The sequence below is a fragment of the Rhodococcus spongiicola genome (genome assembly GCF_004011835.1).
Classification (GTDB): Bacteria; Actinomycetota; Actinomycetes; order Mycobacteriales; family Mycobacteriaceae; genus Prescottella; species Prescottella spongiicola.
On the sequence record NZ_RKLN01000003.1, the window covers coordinates 128,348 to 144,921 of the forward strand.

At 70.2% G+C, this 16,574-nt stretch carries 16 protein-coding genes; 11 read left to right on the forward strand and 5 right to left on the reverse strand.

From position 1 onward, the window contains the following. Positions 1–23: 23 nt before the first annotated feature. From EF834_RS08775 to EF834_RS08790, 4 genes are all read right to left on the reverse strand, one after another. Entirely contained in the window at positions 24–2,618 is a 2,595-nt protein-coding gene (locus EF834_RS08775) for a cation-translocating P-type ATPase (RefSeq protein ID WP_127946846.1), read from the reverse strand. Positions 2,619–2,724: 106 nt separating this feature from the next. Then, positions 2,725–4,209 carry a bifunctional aminoglycoside phosphotransferase/ATP-binding protein gene (locus tag EF834_RS08780; protein WP_127946847.1) on the reverse strand — a complete coding sequence of 495 codons (1,485 nt, stop codon included), beginning with the start codon at positions 4,207–4,209 and terminating at the stop codon, positions 2,725–2,727. Between the two features lie 5 nt (positions 4,210–4,214). Further along, positions 4,215–4,385: a zinc transporter permease gene (locus EF834_RS08785; RefSeq protein ID WP_127946848.1), complete on the reverse strand. Its 171-nt coding sequence runs from the start codon at positions 4,383–4,385 to the stop codon at positions 4,215–4,217. Next, entirely contained in the window at positions 4,382–5,359 is a 978-nt protein-coding gene (locus EF834_RS08790; protein WP_127946849.1) for a 1-phosphofructokinase family hexose kinase, read from the reverse strand. Before EF834_RS08790 ends, EF834_RS08785 begins: the two co-directional genes overlap by 4 nt. 117 nt (positions 5,360–5,476) lie before the next feature. Between EF834_RS08790 and EF834_RS08795 the strand changes: the two genes are divergently transcribed. From EF834_RS08795 to EF834_RS08820, 6 genes are read left to right on the forward strand one after another with little or no spacing between them, the layout of a single operon-like run. Further along, positions 5,477–6,694 carry a 4Fe-4S dicluster domain-containing protein gene (locus tag EF834_RS08795; protein ID WP_408014488.1) on the forward strand — a complete coding sequence of 406 codons (1,218 nt, stop codon included), beginning with the start codon at positions 5,477–5,479 and terminating at the stop codon, positions 6,692–6,694. Then, on the forward strand, positions 6,691–7,152 hold the full coding sequence (locus EF834_RS08800; protein WP_164874107.1) for a Crp/Fnr family transcriptional regulator: 462 nt from the start codon (positions 6,691–6,693) through the stop codon (positions 7,150–7,152). The genes EF834_RS08795 and EF834_RS08800 overlap by 4 nt, the downstream gene beginning before the upstream one ends. 56 nt (positions 7,153–7,208) lie before the next feature. After that, the gene (locus EF834_RS08805) at positions 7,209–7,997 is read left to right on the forward strand and encodes an FAD/NAD(P)-binding protein (protein ID WP_127947307.1); all 789 of its coding nucleotides are present in this window, start codon (positions 7,209–7,211) and stop codon (positions 7,995–7,997) included. Further along, complete coding sequence (locus EF834_RS08810) at positions 7,997–8,815, forward strand: NADH-quinone oxidoreductase subunit B family protein (RefSeq protein WP_127946850.1); 819 nt, start codon at positions 7,997–7,999, stop codon at positions 8,813–8,815. Before EF834_RS08805 ends, EF834_RS08810 begins: the two co-directional genes overlap by 1 nt. Then, a complete protein-coding gene (locus tag EF834_RS08815; protein WP_127946851.1) occupies positions 8,805–10,118 on the forward strand; it encodes a Ni/Fe hydrogenase subunit alpha in 1,314 nt (437 codons plus the stop codon). The genes EF834_RS08810 and EF834_RS08815 overlap by 11 nt, the downstream gene beginning before the upstream one ends. After that, entirely contained in the window at positions 10,115–10,630 is a 516-nt protein-coding gene (locus EF834_RS08820) for a hydrogenase maturation protease (RefSeq protein ID WP_235871078.1), read from the forward strand. The genes EF834_RS08815 and EF834_RS08820 overlap by 4 nt, the downstream gene beginning before the upstream one ends. Here EF834_RS08820 and EF834_RS08825 read toward each other — a convergent pair. Next, a complete protein-coding gene (locus EF834_RS08825; protein ID WP_127946853.1) occupies positions 10,572–10,904 on the reverse strand; it encodes a hypothetical protein in 333 nt (110 codons plus the stop codon). The two genes, EF834_RS08820 and EF834_RS08825, sit on opposite strands and share 59 nt — an antisense overlap. 202 nt (positions 10,905–11,106) lie before the next feature. Between EF834_RS08825 and EF834_RS08830 the strand changes: the two genes are divergently transcribed. The 5 genes from EF834_RS08830 to EF834_RS08850 all read left to right on the forward strand — a co-directional run bounded on the left by EF834_RS08830 (position 11,107) and on the right by EF834_RS08850 (position 16,564). Beyond that, positions 11,107–11,445 carry an RNA polymerase-binding protein RbpA gene (locus EF834_RS08830; RefSeq protein ID WP_127946854.1) on the forward strand — a complete coding sequence of 113 codons (339 nt, stop codon included), beginning with the start codon at positions 11,107–11,109 and terminating at the stop codon, positions 11,443–11,445. A gap of 560 nt (positions 11,446–12,005) precedes the next feature. Continuing rightward, entirely contained in the window at positions 12,006–12,377 is a 372-nt protein-coding gene (locus tag EF834_RS08835) for a chorismate mutase family protein (RefSeq protein WP_127946855.1), read from the forward strand. Between the two features lie 7 nt (positions 12,378–12,384). After that, positions 12,385–14,658: an aminodeoxychorismate synthase component I gene (gene pabB, locus EF834_RS08840; RefSeq protein ID WP_127946856.1), complete on the forward strand. Its 2,274-nt coding sequence runs from the start codon at positions 12,385–12,387 to the stop codon at positions 14,656–14,658. After that, positions 14,655–15,572 carry a prephenate dehydrogenase dimerization domain-containing protein gene (locus EF834_RS08845; protein WP_328590551.1) on the forward strand — a complete coding sequence of 306 codons (918 nt, stop codon included), beginning with the start codon at positions 14,655–14,657 and terminating at the stop codon, positions 15,570–15,572. Before pabB ends, EF834_RS08845 begins: the two co-directional genes overlap by 4 nt. Further along, positions 15,569–16,564, forward strand: a complete 996-nt coding sequence (locus EF834_RS08850; protein ID WP_127946857.1) for an AurF N-oxygenase family protein — start codon at positions 15,569–15,571, stop codon at positions 16,562–16,564. Before EF834_RS08845 ends, EF834_RS08850 begins: the two co-directional genes overlap by 4 nt. Positions 16,565–16,574 lie beyond the last annotated feature (10 nt).

Here is a 16,574-nt window from a genome sequence, read left to right on the forward strand (position 1 = left end):
TCGAGGCCGTCTCGGCGCCACGGTCAGGGACCGGGGCGCTGCCGCGCGCGCACGCTCTTGTACAGGTAGTCGGCGCCGAGCAGTGCGGGTATCCCGGCGGCCGCGATCGCCCAGCCCGCGATCGACGGCGGCGACTGACCGAGCAGCGCGGCCAGCGGTCCGATCGTCAACAGCATCAGGAGGATCACGGACTCCACGGTGACCGCCCACAGCAGCAGCGGGTTGGTCCGCCAGCCGAGTTGCCACACCGGCCGGGTCGCGCTGCGGCACGCGAAGGCGTTCGCGATCTGACCGAGGATGATGGCGGCGAACGCCGACCCGGACGCGGTCACCAGGGCCGCACCGGTGGGCGGATCGGCGCCTACACGCCATCCGGAGATCCAGAGGACCACGAGAAAGGCGGTCATCGCGGCCGCCGCCTCGACCGGACCGAGTACCCCGAACACGCGGGCCAGGAGGTTGCGATCGAGCAGGTGCCGACGCTCGGGGCGACGATCCATCACGCCCTTGCCCGGCGGCTCACCACCGAGGGCGAGCGCTGGCAACAGGTCGGTGACGATGTCGATGCACAGCACCTGCAGGACACCGATCGCGAGTGGAATCCGACTTCCGGACAGGGCCCAGACCAAGAAGGGCGTGAGTTCGGCGACGTTGGACGTGAGGTGGTAGGTGAGGAACCGCCGAATGTTGGCGTAGGTGGCGCGGCCCTGTTCGACGGCGGCGACGATCGTGGAGAAGTCATCGTCCAGGAGCACGAGGTCGGCCGCTTCCCGCGCGACGTCGGTGCCGCCGCGTCCCATGGCGACGCCGATGTCCGCCTCCCGCAATGCGGGGCCGTCGTTGACGCCGTCACCGGTCATCGCGACGACATGCCCACGGGCCTGCAGGGCCCGCGCGACCGCCAGCTTCTGTTCGGGCGAGACCCTGCTGACGAGCACGCCGTCCCGGTCGAGGAGGTCGCCGAGCGCGTCGTCGTGTTCCGGTAGGTCGTCGCCCTCGACCACCAGCGGCCTCGAGTCGTCCACGAGGCCGATCTGGCGGGCAACCGCGACCGCCGTCGCCGGGTGGTCTCCGGTGAGCATGACGACCCTGATGTGGGCGCGCCGTGCCGCCGCGAGCGCCGCGGCGACGGCGGGGCGGGGCGGGTCCTCGATACCGAACAGCCCGACGAGCGTCAGATCCCGCTCCACCTGGTCCGCGGAGCCGGCCGCGTCGGGCAGGTCTCGGGTGGCGGCCGCGAGCACCCGCAGACCACGGCCGGCCATGTCGTCGACGGCACGTCGGGCCGCGGCGAGAACCGGTGGCCCGGCGGACGTGCACAGCGGCAGCACGGAATCCGGTGCGCCCTTGAGCATCAGGGCTCTGCCGAAGATCGCCGACTCGCGCCGCCGCTCGGGATCGAACGCGAGGCGACGATCCGGCGTGGCCCGCTCCGGGGTGCCGTGTCCCGCCGCGCGGCGGGCGAAGGCGTCGAGGGCGGCTTCCATCGGATCGCCGACAACCGACCAGGCGCCGTTCTGGAACACGATGCCGCCCTGTGACGCCGCCACCGCCACCAGGCCCAGATGTCGAGCCGCGTCGAGGGCGGGTGCCGTTCCCTCGACCCGTCCAGTCGGCTCGTAGCCCTCCCCGGCCGCGGTCACGGTACCCGCCGGGGTCCAAGCCTCGGTGACGGTCATCCGGTTCTGTGTGAGGGTGCCAGTCTTGTCGGTGCAGATCACCGTCGTGGACCCGAGATTCTCGACCGCCTCCAGGTGTCGCACGAGAGCTTGCCGGTGCGCCATTCGCTGAGCGCCCATCGCCAGGGAGAGGGTCACCGTGGGGAGCAACCCCTCCGGGACCAGCGCCACCGTCACGCCCAGGGCCAGCACGAACCCGTCGTGGGCGGGTAAACCGATGAGCAGCGACAGCCCGAAGAATCCGCCACCGACGGCAGCCGCGAGAACGGCGATCGCGCGCACGACACGATGCAGTTCGGCGGCCAGGGGGCTCCGGGGTCGGCGCACACCGGCGGTGAGGGCGGCGATCCCGGCGAGCCTGGTGTCCGCGGCCGTCGCGACCGCGAACGCCTCGCCCTGCCCACCGACCGCGTAGGTGCCGGCCCACACATGCCCACCGGGCTTTTTGTGTACCGATTCGCTCTCCCCCGTGAGGGTGGATTCGTCGACCGCCAGATCATGGGTGACCGTCAGCGTGCCGTCGGCGGGAACCCGATCGCCGCCGGCGATGACCATGACGTCGCCGACGACCACGCCGGCGGCGTCAATCGTGCGGAGTTCACCGTCACGCCGGACGGTCACCGTCGCCGGCAGCAGGTCGCGCAGTCGAGCGGATGCCTTCTCGGCACGTTCCTCCTGGACGAACGCGAACACGCCGTTCACCACGATCACGACGACGATCGCGGCCGCCAGCTGCGGCATGTCCGCGACCAGCGCGAGCGCGGAGGCGACCCAGAGCATGAGGGCGAAGAAGTGGGTCAGTTCGGCCGCGAGTTTGCGCCACGCGGGCACCGGACGCGTCGTCGGTAGCAGGTTCGGGCCGTCGACGCGTAGCCGTTCGGCCGCCGCGTCCGAGGTCAGCCCGGCCGCTCCGAGTTCGTCCGTCGACACTCGTGCCATCGTGCGCTCCAACCCGAATCGCGCTCCACCTCGACTCGGCGGAAGAACGATCGCCCCCGGAGTGAGCCTGCCGGTGCCCGGAGGGTACGGGTAGGGAACTAGGTCCTCACGTCGACCACCAGCGGTCGACCGCCGCCGACAGTGTGCGATCCGGTGGTCGTGCGGTGTCGATCTCCGCGGAGTCCGGCCAGGCGTCCGCCTGCAGTGCCATGGCGCGGGCGATGTCGGGGGTGGCCTCCGAGTCGTGGTCGCCGCCGGCGCCGCGCCGGGCGCGCAGTCTGCGTTCGGTCGTCGCGGGCGGAGCGGTGCACCGCATCGGTACGAGGTCCGCGAGGGTTGCGGCGGCCACCTCGGCGGCGCGCTCGCGCCACCGCCGGTCCGTCCACGATGCGTCCAGGACGACGGACACCCCACGTTCCAGGTCCCGCTGGGCGCGTCCGAGCAACGTCTCGTAGACGTCGGCGGTCGCGTCGGGCGAGTACCGGCCGCGGCCGAACCCGGGGTCCGGATCGCTGCGACGCTCGTCGGCGAAGAGTTCCCGCCGGACGGCATCGCTCGACACCAGCGTGGCGCCGACCGCGTCGGCGAGCGCGTTCGCGAGGGTCGACTTGCCGGTGGCGGGAAGCCCGCCGACGAGGCCGAGACGGACCGCGCCCCTATGGAGGTGGTCCTCCGCGATCGCCGTGTGCCGCAGGGCGTCGTCGGCGGACGCCGCCCGGCCCTGCAGCAGGCGCACGCAGTCGACCTTTCCCCGCATGAAGGCGCGGTAGGCGACGTAGTGGTGCCGCAGCGAGTCCGGTGCGGTGTCGCCGGACGCCGCCGTGTATCGCTCGAACAGCAGCCCGCCCAGGTCGGATCGACCCAGGAATTCGAGATCCATTGCCAGGCAAGAAATGTCGTCGATCACGTCCAGGTAGCGGAGGCGGTCGTCGAAGTCGAGGCAGTCCAGGATCCGGGGGCCGTCGGGGAGGCAGAAGATGTCGTCCGCCAGCAGGTCGCCGTGACCGTCGACGATGTGCCCGCCATCGATGCGTTCGGTGAACAGACACTCGCGGCCGTCGAGATACCGCAGGACGGCCTGCTCGAGCGCCGCCACGCGGTCGTCGTCGATGACCGATTGGTCGAGATCCCGCATTTCACGAATGTTGGCCTGCCATCGCCATTGGACGGCAGCGGCGGTGCCCTGGGCGGAGATATGAGCGGCACGCTGCGCCCCCGAGTGGAACCGTGCGACCAGGTCGGCGATCGCACTGACCCAGTCCTCGGCGGCGGCGCCGTGCGCGATCGTCGACAGCCGCGCACTCTCGGGCATCCGCCGCATCACCACCAGCGGCTCCCCCTCGGCTCCGCCGGGATCGCCCAGTTCGATGAGCCCGAGGTACACGTCGGGTGCGAGTCGCCGATTCAGTTCGAGCTCGTGGGCGCACACGGCCCGGCGGGCCTGCAAGGTCCCGAAGTCGAGGAAGTCGGTGCGGACGGGCTTCTTCGCCTTGTACGCACGATCACCGAGAAGGATCACCACCCCCGCATGGGTCTCGTGCAGGGCGGCGAACGGCTGATCGCTTGACCACCCCGACGAGTCGGAGGACAACGGACTCAGTCGACCTTGCCGTGCTCGTCGTAGTGCCCCTCATGCTCCGCGTGCCGGTGGCCGTCGTGAAGGTAGTCGACGTGGTCACCGTGCTCGATCGTCTCGTGTCCGCAGTTCTTTCCGTGGACGTGTGGGTGATCGGACGGATCGTGTGGACGGTGCGCGGAAGCGGTCATGGCATCTTCCTCTCGGTCGTCTCCACCCTGTCGTCCTCCACGCTAGCGCCGGCGGGAGCACGGTGGTAGAGATTCTCGATGTCCTCCCGCCGACACGCTCTTGTGCCCGGCGTGGTGAGCATCGCGGCACCGGCCGCGGTGCCGAGGCGCACCGCGTCGTGCAGGGGCCGGTTCCGGGCGAGGCCGACGGTGATACCGGCGAGCATCGCGTCCCCGGCGCCGACGCCGCTGCGGGCGGCGACCGGGATCGCCGCGAATCGGATGGCGGAGTCCGCGGTGACCGCCAGCGCGCCATCGGCGCCCAGCGACAGCACCACCACCTCGCACCGCCCGGCCTCGACCAACGCCCCGGCGGCGGCCACTTGCTCGTCCTCGGAGGTGAGCTCCTCTCCGACGAGTTCCCGCAGCTCCCGGAGGCTCGGCTTGAGGAGGTAGACGCCGGCGCCGCACTGACGCAACGGCTCTCCCGACGTGTCGAGCACGCAGCGGGCGCCGAGGTTGCGGGCCAGCCCGGCGACCCGGTCGTAGAAGTCCGGTGGTGCACCCGGCGGCAGCGAACCACTCGCGACCAGGTAGCGGGCGTCGCGGGCGACCTCCGCGAGCACGGACAGACACTGCTCCTGCTGCGCCCGGCTCAGGTGGGGGCCGGGCAGCACGAACCGGTACTGGTCTCCGGTGCAGTCCTCGTCGACCGTGAAGCATTCGCGGGTGGCGCCGTCGATCGGTACCCGGCGGCTCCACACGCCCTCCCGATCGAGCAGCCCGCCGAGCACCTCGCCCGTGGCCGAACCCACCGGGAAGACCGCGACGACGGGCTCGCCCAGCACCCGTACGATGCGGGCGACGTTGATGCCCCCGCCGCCGGGATCGTAGCGGGGCGTGGCGCAGCGGATCTTGTTCGTGGGGCCGACTCGCGGCGCGGTCGTCGAGACGTCGAGTGCCGGATTCATGGTGAGTGTGACGATCGCCGGCATGCAGGGCGCCTCTCTCGGGCCGGGCGGACGCCCGGCTCCTCGTCCGATGGTGGGCGTCGCGGTCGGTCCCGGTCCAGGGTCGAACGACCCTTCACACGAGCCGGTGCGCCTGACCCAATGGACGGGAGGAGTGCCACGCACAGGATGGACACAGGTGCCATGCACGGGATGGACTCGGCTGTCATCGACCGACGTGCACTCGACGAGCTGATCCGGGTGCTGCGGGGCGATGGTCGTCGGGTCGTCGGCCCGACGGTGCGCGAGAACGCGATCGTGCTGGCCGAACTCGAATCGGGCGCTGAACTGCCCGACGGGTGGGGCGTGACCTGCGCGCCGGGCGAGTACCGGCTGCGGCCCCGCCCGGACGGTGCCGTGTTCGCGCACTCGGCGGGTCCGATGTCGTGGAAGCAGTTCGTCCACCCACCGCACCGGGTTCTGTGGAGAGCTTCCGGTGGCCGGTTCCACGCGCCGGAACCCGAGGAAACGCGGTACGCGTTCCTCGGGGTGCGCGGCTGCGACCTCGCCGCGATCCGCACGCTCGACACCGTGCTCGGCGCGGACCCGGACGGCTACACGGCCCGCCTACTCCGCGATCTGGTCGTCGTGGCCGTCGACTGCACCGATCCCGGTGGGGTATGTTTCTGCGCGTCGATGGGCACCGGCCCGGCCGCCGGCTCGGCCGGCGGGGGCTACGACCTCGCGCTCACCGAACTCATCGACGAGCGCGGCCACCGGTTCCTCGTGGAGGTCGCCACCGACACCGGCCTCGGGCTGCTCGCACGAATCCCGCACACCGTCGCCCCCGCCGGGGACGTCGCAGAGGCTCGCGCAGCGGTCGACGAAGCGCGGGGGCGCATGGGCCGCGCGATGCCCGACGTCGATCTGCGTGCCCTGCTGCGGGCCGCCCGCGACGAACCGGTGTGGGACGACGTCGCCGACCGGTGCTTGACCTGCGGGAACTGCACCATGGTCTGTCCTACGTGTTTCTGCACCAGCGCCGAGGACGTGAGCGAACTCGGCGGCGAGCGCGCCGAACGGCACCAACGGTGGGCGTCGTGTTTCGAACTCGACTATTCGCACCTGCACGGCGGAAGCGTGCGCACGAGCGGCGCGAGCAGGTACCGGCAATGGATGACGCACAAGCTCGGCACGTGGTTCGACCAGTTCGGCTCGTCAGGTTGTGTGGGGTGCGGGCGCTGCATCGACTGGTGCCCGGTCGGCATCGACATCACCGCCGAGGCCGCCCGGCTCACCGGCGCGCTTTCGGGGGTAACCGACTCTCCCGACACGCCCGACGTTCCGGCGAGCCGGGAGAGACCAGAGTCCGGACCGTGACGAGATCGCCTGACGAATCGGGTGTGCCGCTCCCCGGACTCACCGAGGAGGCTCGGGAGCGGCTCGAGGCGCTGTCCACCCCGGCGCTGTGGGTGCCGGGCGAGTACGTCTTCCACGAGGGCGAACCCGCCCGCCGCTGCTGGCTGCTGCGCCGCGGGCGGGTGCTGCTGAGCACGGCGGTGCCGGGCCGTGGGGAGGTCGTGATCGAGACGCTCGCCGGCGGCGACGTGCTGGGTTGGTCCTGGCTGCGGCCCCCGCGCGTATGGAGCTTCGGGGCGCGGGCGGCCGATCCGACCGAGGCCCGGGAGATCGACATCGCGGTCCTGCACGAGGCCGCCGAGCGGGACCCCGTGTTCGGGTACGAGGTGTCACAGGCCATGTCGGGGCTGTTGCTGGACCGACTGCAGGCGACGCGGGCGCGCCTGCTCGACCTGTACGGGAATCCGGAGGCGCCGTGACCGCGACCGCCTGGGCCCCGACGGGATCGGTTCTGGTCCCGGTCCCCTACCACGTGATGCGCCGGACCGTCGAGACGCGTGATTCGGTCACACTCGAGCTGGCACCCAGGGGCGCCGCGTTGCCGGGCTTTCGCCCCGGCCAGTTCATGATGCTGTGCGCCCCGGGAATCGGGGAGATTCCGATCTCGGCGTGCGGGGATCCGACGCGCCGCGACGGCGTCCTGGAACACACCGTGCGCAGCGTCGGCCCGGCGAGCGCCGCCCTGAGCGACGCCCCGGTCGGCGCAACGGTGGGCGTGCGGGGGCCGTACGGGACCACCTGGGACCTCGGCACCGCCGCGGGCGGTGACTTGGTGATCGTCGCGGGCGGCGTCGGCCTGGCCGCGGTGCGGGCGCCGGTGCTGGCGGTGCGCGCGGATCGGGCCCGGTTCCGGACCGTGACCCTCGTGGCCGGGGCCCGGAACCCCGACGAGATCCTCTACCGCCGCGATCTCGACGACTGGCGTGCCGCCGGTATCGACGTGGTGCTCACCATCGATCAACCCGCCCGCGACTGGACCGGAGCGGTCGGGTTCGTCACCGAGGCACTCGCGCGGCTTCGCGTGGATCCGCCCCGGACCCGGGCCCTGGTGTGCGGGCCCGAGGCGATGATGAGGTTCTCGGTGCGGGTGCTCGAGGGCCACGGCGTCGACCGACGGCACATCCAGGTCTCGCTCGAGCGCAACATGCAGTGCGGCGTCGGCGTGTGCGGGCACTGCCAACTCGGAGAACTGCTGCTCTGTCGCGACGGACCGGTGGTCGACTACGCGGTGGCCGGTCCCCTACTGCACACCCGGGAGCTGTGATGGCTGATTTCCTGCCGTTCCCAGCGTTCCCTGCGTCCGGCGGCTCCCCCGACTCCCCACCGAAGATGGCCGTGTGGAAGTTCGCCTCCTGCGACGGCTGCCAGCTCTCGCTGCTCGACTGCGAGGACGAAATACTCGAGGTTGCAACGGAACTGAAGATCGCACACTTCTTGGAGATGTCCAGCGCGACGGTCGCGGGCCCGTACGCTCTCTCGCTCGTGGAGGGGTCGATCACCACCGCCGAGGACGTCGAGCGCATCCACCGGATCCGGGACGACTCCCGCCACCTCGTCACGATCGGTGCGTGCGCCACCGCCGGCGGGGTGCAGGCGCTGCGCAACTTCGGCGACGTCGTCGAGTTCGCGGCGGCGGTGTATGCGAGCCCGGAGTACATCGACACGCTCGCCACGTCGACGCCGATCTCGGCACACGTGCGGGTGGATTTCGAGCTGCGCGGCTGCCCGATCGACCGCCGACAGCTCCTCGAGGTGATCACCGCGTTCCTCGTCGGCCGGACCCCGAACGTGCCCGAGACGAGCGTATGCAACGAGTGCAAACGGCGCGGACTGACCTGTGTCATGGTCGCCGACGGCACCCCATGTCTGGGCCCGGTCACGCACGCCGGATGCGGCGCGCTGTGCCCCGCCTCCTCGCGCGGGTGCTACGGCTGCTTCGGGCCGACGAAGGACCCGAACATCGCGTCGCTGGCCGGCTGGCTGCGCCGATGCGGCATGGACGACGACGACATCGGCCGGGTGTTCTCGACCTTCAACGTCGCCGCCCCGGAGTTCGGTGAGGGGCGACGTTATGGCCGGTGACGACGCCGGTGACGACACGGAGCGGCGGCGGCTCACCGTCCGCGCCCTGGCCCGCGTCGAGGGCGAGGGGCGCCTCGACGTCACCGTCCGGGACGGCGCGGTCGAGGACGCCCGGTTGAACATCTACGAGCCGCCACGGTTCTTCGAGGCGTTCCTGCGGGGCCGCGACTTCCGTGAGCCACCGGACATCACCTCCCGGATCTGTGGGATCTGTCCCGTCGCCTATCAGGTCAGCGCCTGCAACGCGCTCGAGCAGGCCTGCGGCGTCAGCGTGGATCCGCGGGTGCGGGCGCTGCGGCGCCTGCTGTACTGCGGCGAGTGGATCGCGAGCCACACCCTCCACATCTACTTCCTGCACGCCCCGGACTTCTTCGGCGTCGCAGACTCGATCGAACTCGCCCGGCGTGACCGCGCCGCCGTCGAACGGGGTCTTGCGTTGAAGAAGGCCGGGAACGCGATCCTCGAGACGATCGGCGGGCGGCCGATCCACCCGGTCAACGTCCGGGTGGGCGGCTTCTACCGGGCCCCGACCAGCGCCGAGCTGGTGCCGCTCGCCGAGACGCTTCGACATGCCCTCGACGACGCGCTCGACACGGTGCGGTGGGCCGCGGGGTTCGACTTCCCGGACGTGCGGCTCGACCCCGTGCTGATGGCGCTGCACGACGAGAGCGGTTACGCGATCGAGGACGGCGTCGTCCGGACCAGCGCCGGCCGGCGGTTCCCGGCGTCCGAATTCGGTACCCACGTTCGCGAGCGCCAGGTGCCGGGTACCACCGCCCTGCACGCCCGGCTGGACGGCGAGCGCGTCCTTACCGGCCCCCTGGCCCGGTACACGCTCAACCGTGCGCAGCTGGACGGGGCCGCGGGTGCGGCGGCGGTCGAGGCCGGGCTGGGTGACGAGTGCCGGAACCCGTACCGCAGCATCGTCGTTCGGGCGGTGGAGGTGGCGTACGCCGTCGAGGAGGCGTTGCGGCTGATCGCCGGGTACGAGCAACCGGATTCAGCGGCGCTGCCGATCACCGCCCGCGCCGGCACCGGTCACGGCGTGAGCGAGGCGCCGCGCGGGCTGCTGTACCACCGGTATGTGCTCGCCGCCGACGGAACGATCCGGTCCGCCGACATCGTGCCCCCGACAGCGCAGAACCAGGACACGATCGAGGCCGACCTCGTCGATCGGATCGGTGAGCATCTCGACCTGGACGACGCGTCGTTGACCGGGTTGTGCGAGCGGGTCATCCGCAACCACGATCCGTGCATCTCGTGCGCCACGCACTTCCTCGACCTGCGGGTGACCCGACGGTGAGCGGGCGGCGGCCCATCGTGGTGAGGCCCATCGTGGTGATCGGTCTCGGTAACGAGTACCGCGGCGACGACGGGGTCGGTCCGGCGGTGGTGCGGGCGCTGCACGGTCGCCTGCCGCCGCCGATTCGCGTCGTGGAGGTGGCCGACGACGTCGACCTGCTCGACGTCTGGGCGGGAGCGGCCTTGGCGGTCGTCGTCGACGCCGTGCTGTGCACGCCACCGATCCCGGGCCGAGTGCACCGGTGGGTGGTCGGCGACGGCGTGCCGGCGCCGCTGGGCGGTCACGGTGTGGATGTGGCGGCCGCCCTCGCGTTGGCGCGGGTTCTCGGACGCTCTCCCGAACGGGTGGTGGTCTATGCGATCGAGGGAGCCCGGGTCGGAACTGGTGCGGGACTGTCGGCGGCGGTGCGGCGCGCGGTCCCGGCGACGGCTCGCGCCATCGCCTCGGAGGTGATCAGCGGAAACGCTCCGCATCGCGAGCCAACGCAACCAGTCGATCGGCGAGCGCGGTGAGCACGCTGCGATCGGCGTCCTCGGCGACGGCGCTGGCGATGTCCTCGGCGGCGCAGCGGACCTCGAAGATCCGGTCCGTCAACGCCGAGGCCGCGTCTGCCGTGAGGACGACCGCGTCGGTGGGAATCGAGGTTCCCTTCACGGCGTTGCGTTGTTCGTACGCGCGCTGGCGGCAGGACTGACGGCAGTACCGGCGACGGCGGCCGATCTCGGCCGAGGCGAGCTCCCGACCGCACCACAAACACGACACGGGCTTCCGGGAAGCAGCTGTCATGGTTGAGCACCTTACGCGGGGCGGCCGGGCTCCCCGGTATCATGTAGCGGCCGCATGCAAGCCGTTCCCGGGAAGGGGGCGGTCCCGGGAACGAATCCGGATTCCGGCACGTTGTAGATGGTTGTGAACGCTCGGTGCGCCGTTGCAGGCGAGCTGGCGCGGTGACGAACCAATTAGGTGACGAACCAAGAGAGGACACACCATGGCAGATCGCGTACTTCGAGGCAGTCGACTCGGAGCGGTGAGTTACGAGACCGATCGCGACCACGACCTGGCTCCCCGTCGCATCGCCCGGTACCGGTGTGACAACGGGGAGGAGTTCGACGTCCCGTTCGCCGACGACGCCGAGATCCCCGGCACGTGGCTCTGCAAGAACGGCCTCGAGGGCACCCTGCTCGAGGGCAGCGCGCCCGAGGCGAAGAAGGCCAAGCCGCCGCGTACCCACTGGGACATGCTGCTCGAGCGCCGGTCCATCGAGGAACTCGAGGACCTGCTCAAGGAGCGGCTGGACCTGCTCAAGGCCCGGCGTCGCGGCGCGTAGCAGCCGCCCGCTCGGTTCTCTGATTCGGCGCCGCCACGGTCCCCCGTGGCGGCGCCGAATCGTCTCCGCCCGACGGAAGCGGGCGAGAGTGAGTGGCATGCCCGCCGGCCTTGACGGACATCCGTGACGTCCCGCTGGCCGTGCACCTCGCGAATCGTGCGATCGCACCGAATGGCGCATACGAAGCGGACGCCCACGTTTGCGTGCCGAGCCCCTTCGGAAGTGAGCGGACGGGGACCGAAACGATGCACTAGCCGACGACATTCGACCTGATCGCGCGAACGCCTCCGCTGCTTGGGACGATTCACTACGACTACCTCACGATCGGCTGTGGCGCAACCGAATCCGGACACGTCGATACCGGTCGTAACCGGTCTGTCACTAGGGCTTTACGAGCATCCTGTAGCCGGATTCCGGATTCGCCGGAGATTCGCCACGACTACTTACCCGTGACATCATGAAAGGAACTGATGCAGCTTGGCGGACACGGCTGACGCGACGGTTCACGGGGTTGGACGGAAGTACCGAGCCGGTCCGGAAGATATAAGGCGAGGTGGCGCATGGACGACACCAAGGACCCCACGAGGGCCGACTCCTCAGGACTCGCCGCGGAGACCGATCCGGCCGACCAGCCGAGTCTTGCGCGCCTGCGGTCCGAATTGGACGCGATCGACGCACGACTGCTCGAGGACATCCGGGACCGCATCGACGTGTGCGTTCGGATTGCAGAGTGCAAGCGACGTCAGCGCATCCCCATGATGCAGCCGCAGCGAGTGGGCCTGGTCCACGCCCGCGCCGAGCAGTACGCCCGCGACAACGGGTTGTCGGCGGAGTTCCTGCGAGAGCTGTACAACGTGGTGATCGCCGAGACGTGTCGGATCGAGGACGTCGTCATCGGGTCGAACGGTGACCCGTCGCGCACACCAGGCTGATGGCATCATGTCGACCCGAACACTCTTGATCGACAACTACGACTCGTTCACCTACAACCTGTACAGCCTGTTGTCGGAGGTGAACGGGCGTCCACCGGTCGTCGTGAAGAACGACACCGACTGGGCGTCGGTGCCCTTGGACGACTTCGACAACATCGTCATATCCCCCGGTCCGGGTCGACCGGACCGCAAGCGTGACTTCGGGATCAGTGCCAGGGCGATCGCGAACCGGCAGATTCCGGTGCTCGGGGTCTGCCTGGGGCATCAGGGGCTGTGTCACCTGTTCGGCAGCGCTGTGGGCTTGGCTCCGGTGCCGATGCACGGGAGGCTGTCGGATATCCGGCACATCGGGACCGGGATATTCGAGGGCATTCCGTCCCCGTTCCGGGCGGTGCGCTACCACTCCCTGATCGTCGAGGACCTTCCGCCCGAGCTCGAGGCCCAAGCCTGGACCGACGACGGGCTGCTGATGGCGGCGAAGCACCGCCTGCACCCGTTGTGGGGCGTTCAGTTCCATCCCGAGTCGATCTGCACGCAGTACGGCCGCGAGTTGCTCGGCAACTTCCGGGATCTGACGCCGACACGGTCCGGACCTGCCTCCCGGCCAGAACCCACCCGGCAGTCGTCGAACGCCCGGGGCGGGAAACCGAAGTACGTCGTGCACAGCAGGCGTGTCGACCGCGCGGTTGATCCGGCATCGGTCTACGGACGCCTGTTCGCCGACGGCCCGGACAGCTTCTGGTTGGACGGCAGCGCCGCGATCGAAGCGGAGTCGCGCTTCTCTGTGATGGGCGACTGCTCCGGGCCACTGGCGGAGTCCGTCACCTACCGAGTCGCCGAGACCAGCGTGTGCGTCCACCGTGCGGGTCGCCCAGCCGAGCGGGTTCACCAGCGGATCTTCGAGTACATCGACGAACAACTCAAGCAGCGGGCGGTTCCCCCGTCCCCCGATCTGCCGTTCGCCTTCGGCCTCGGCTACATCGGATACCTCGGATACGAACTCAAGGCCGACGTCGGCAGCCAGTTGGTTCACACGTCGCCGACCGCGGACGCGGCGTTCGTGTTCGCCGACCGCGCGGTGGTGATCGACCACGTGGAGGGAACCTGCTACCTGCTGGCGCTGAGCGAGGACCCGGATGATCCTCGAGTGCCGGAATGGTTCGCGCACATCGAGGCCCGGATCCGCGAACTCGACGAGGCCGTCGAATCCCCGCCGCCCCACCCCCTGGTGAAGCTCGAGGACGACACCAAACCCCGAATGCGCCACAGCAACGACGAATACCTCGCGCTCATCGGGCAGTGCCTCGACGAGATCCGGTCGGGCGAGTCCTACGAGGTGTGCCTGACGAACGCGGCGACGGTCGACCGGGCGATCGATCCTGTCCGCAGCTACGAAACACTGCGCGAGATCAGCCCCACCCCGTACAGCGCGTTGCTGAAATTCTCCGGGGTGTCCGTGCTCAGTGCGTCGCCCGAACGCTTCCTGCGGATCGGTGCCAACCGGGTCGTGGAATCCAAGCCGATCAAGGGCACCCGTCCGCGGCACTCGAAGCCCGCGGAGGACGAGGCGCTGCGTCAGGATCTGCTCGACAGCGAGAAGGACCGCGCAGAGAACCTGATGATCGTCGACCTCGTCCGCAACGACCTGTCGCGCGTCTGTGTGCCTGGCTCCGTGCACGTCCCGAAGCTGTTCGACGTCGAGACCTACGCCCCGGTGCATCAACTGGTGTCCACGGTGCGTGGAACCCTGCGCGACGACGTCTCGACCGTCGACTGCGTGCGCGCCGCATTCCCTGGCGGTTCGATGACCGGTGCCCCGAAGCTACGGACGATGGAGATCATCGACAAACTCGAGGAGGGGCCCCGGGGTGTGTACTCCGGTGCCATCGGATACTTCTCGATCAACGGCACCGCCGACTTCTCGATCGTGATCCGCACGATGGTCGCTACGGAGGACCAGGTGACGTTCGGGGTCGGAGGCGCGATCGTGGCCCTCTCCGACCCGGAGGAGGAGCTCGAGGAGACGATGGTCAAGGCGGTCACGATGCGGCGCTGCCTCTCGGTGACCTCGACCAATGGAGTCACGGCGACCTCGGGTAACGGGGCCGGCTCGAGCGATGGGGCTACAGCGGTCGCCGGCGATGGAGCCACAGCGGTCTCCGGTGACGGAGCCACAGCGACCTCGGGCGACGGAGCGGCGGCGACCTCGGGCGACGGAGCGGCGGCGACCTCGGACGACCGGGTCGTCGGCGAGGTTTCGGCCAGGGACGGTGATCGGTGACAGCACGTGCGGACCCGGTCACCGACGCGATGGTGGTCGTCGGCGGGGCGGGTGCGGTCGGCGCGATGCTGGTGGACCTGGCGCGCTCCGGCGGCGACACGGTCACGGTGATCGACCGGATCGGCCCAGTAGACGGCAGCGCGGCGCTGGCCGGCGACGTCGTTACTCCCTCCGCGCAGATGCGTGCGGTCCTCGCCGCCGCCGACACCGTCGTCCTCGCGGTCCCTGAGGCCGTGGCACTGGCCGCGGTCCCGGTCCTCGACCACATCATGCACCGTGGTGCGTTGCTGGTGGAGACGCTGTCGGTCAAGACCCGCATCCACCAGGCGGTGTGCGAGAGCCCGGTGCAGCGCCCCGCAGTGGGGATCAACCCGATGTTCGCGCCCCCGCTCGGCATGGCCGGCAGGCCGGTGGCGACCGTCACCCACCATGCCGGGCCGGCGGTCGAACGATTCCTCGGCGAGGTCGTCGGATGGGGCGGGCGCATCGTGCGCCTCGACGCCGCCGAACACGATCGGGTCAGCGCGGCCACCCAGGCGCTGACCCATGCCGCGGTACTGGCCTTCGGGCTGGCCCTAGCGGAATCGGGAACCAACGCCGACATATTGGCAGCGACTGCTCCCCCTCCGCACACGGTCCTGTCGGCACTGCTCGCCCGCATCGCCACCGGTCTCCCCGAGGTCTACCATGACATTCAGGCTGGCAATCCAGGCGCCGCCGACGCGCGGAAGGCGCTGGCGGCAGGTCTTGCTCGGCTGTCCGAAACCGTCGAGCACGGCGACGAGCAGATGTTCGCGTCCCTCATGGACGATGCCGTCCGGCCACTCGGTGACCGGCGGGAGCGCTACCAGGAGACGTGCGCCGAGATCTTCGGGCAGCTGCGGGAGGATCCGACGGAGGGAGGACCGCCGTGACCGACAATCCCTTCGGCGACGCGGCCGCCGACCACGAAACGCTGCTGCGCCTGCCGTCCCTGCCCCCGTTCGACCCGTCCGATCCCGTCGAGAGCGCGATCATCAGCACGCTCGCGGACAATTGGCCGCACCGGGCCACCGTCAAGCGCCCCGAACCGGACATCGACGCGTTGTTCGACGCGGACAAGGACGACTACCCGATACAGCTGATCCCGTTCCACGACGACGACCGATTCCGGCGGCTCGACGAACCCACCCGCCGCCGGATCCTGGCCTGGGCGTGGATCGCCTACAACAAGAACGTCATGGATGTCGAGCAGTACGTCGTCAACCCGGGATTCCGGTTGCTGTCGCAGGACGCGTTCGGCACCGGCCTCGGCGACGTCCTGACGGTGGCGACGCTGCAGGCGATGGTCGACGAGCAGTACCACACGTTGATGCACCTGAACGCGAGCGCGCTCACCCGGCGTCGGCGCGGGTGGCATCTGCCCGAGAGCCGCCTACCGTACGGCCCGACGGTTCGACACCATCACGCGGCCGTCGCCGGCGCCGAGACCCCCCGCGAGTCCGCGCTCGTGAGCCTGGCCTACACGACGGTGGCCGAGACGTCGATCAGCTCGTATCTGGGTTTGATGACCGATGACGACGACCTCCAGCCGGTCAACCGGGCCACGGTCAAGCTCCATCGGCGCGACGAGTCCTGCCACTCATCGATCACCTGCGAACTGTTGAAGATCGTGTACGAGCGGCTAGGGACCGACGACCGGCGGATGCTGTTGTCGGGATTCGCCGCCGGACTCCAGGCGTTCGAGTCCAACGACTACCGGACATGGTCGGCGGTGATGGAGGCCGAGGGCGTCCGCCACGGTGCGGAGATGGTGTCCGACGCCGCGCACGACTCCGATCGTCGGAAGCTGGTCCAGGACTGCAGTGCGATCCGACGGCTGTGCGAGGACCTCGGTGTGCGCGACGAGGTCCCCTACGAGTGGTGACCCGCGGGGT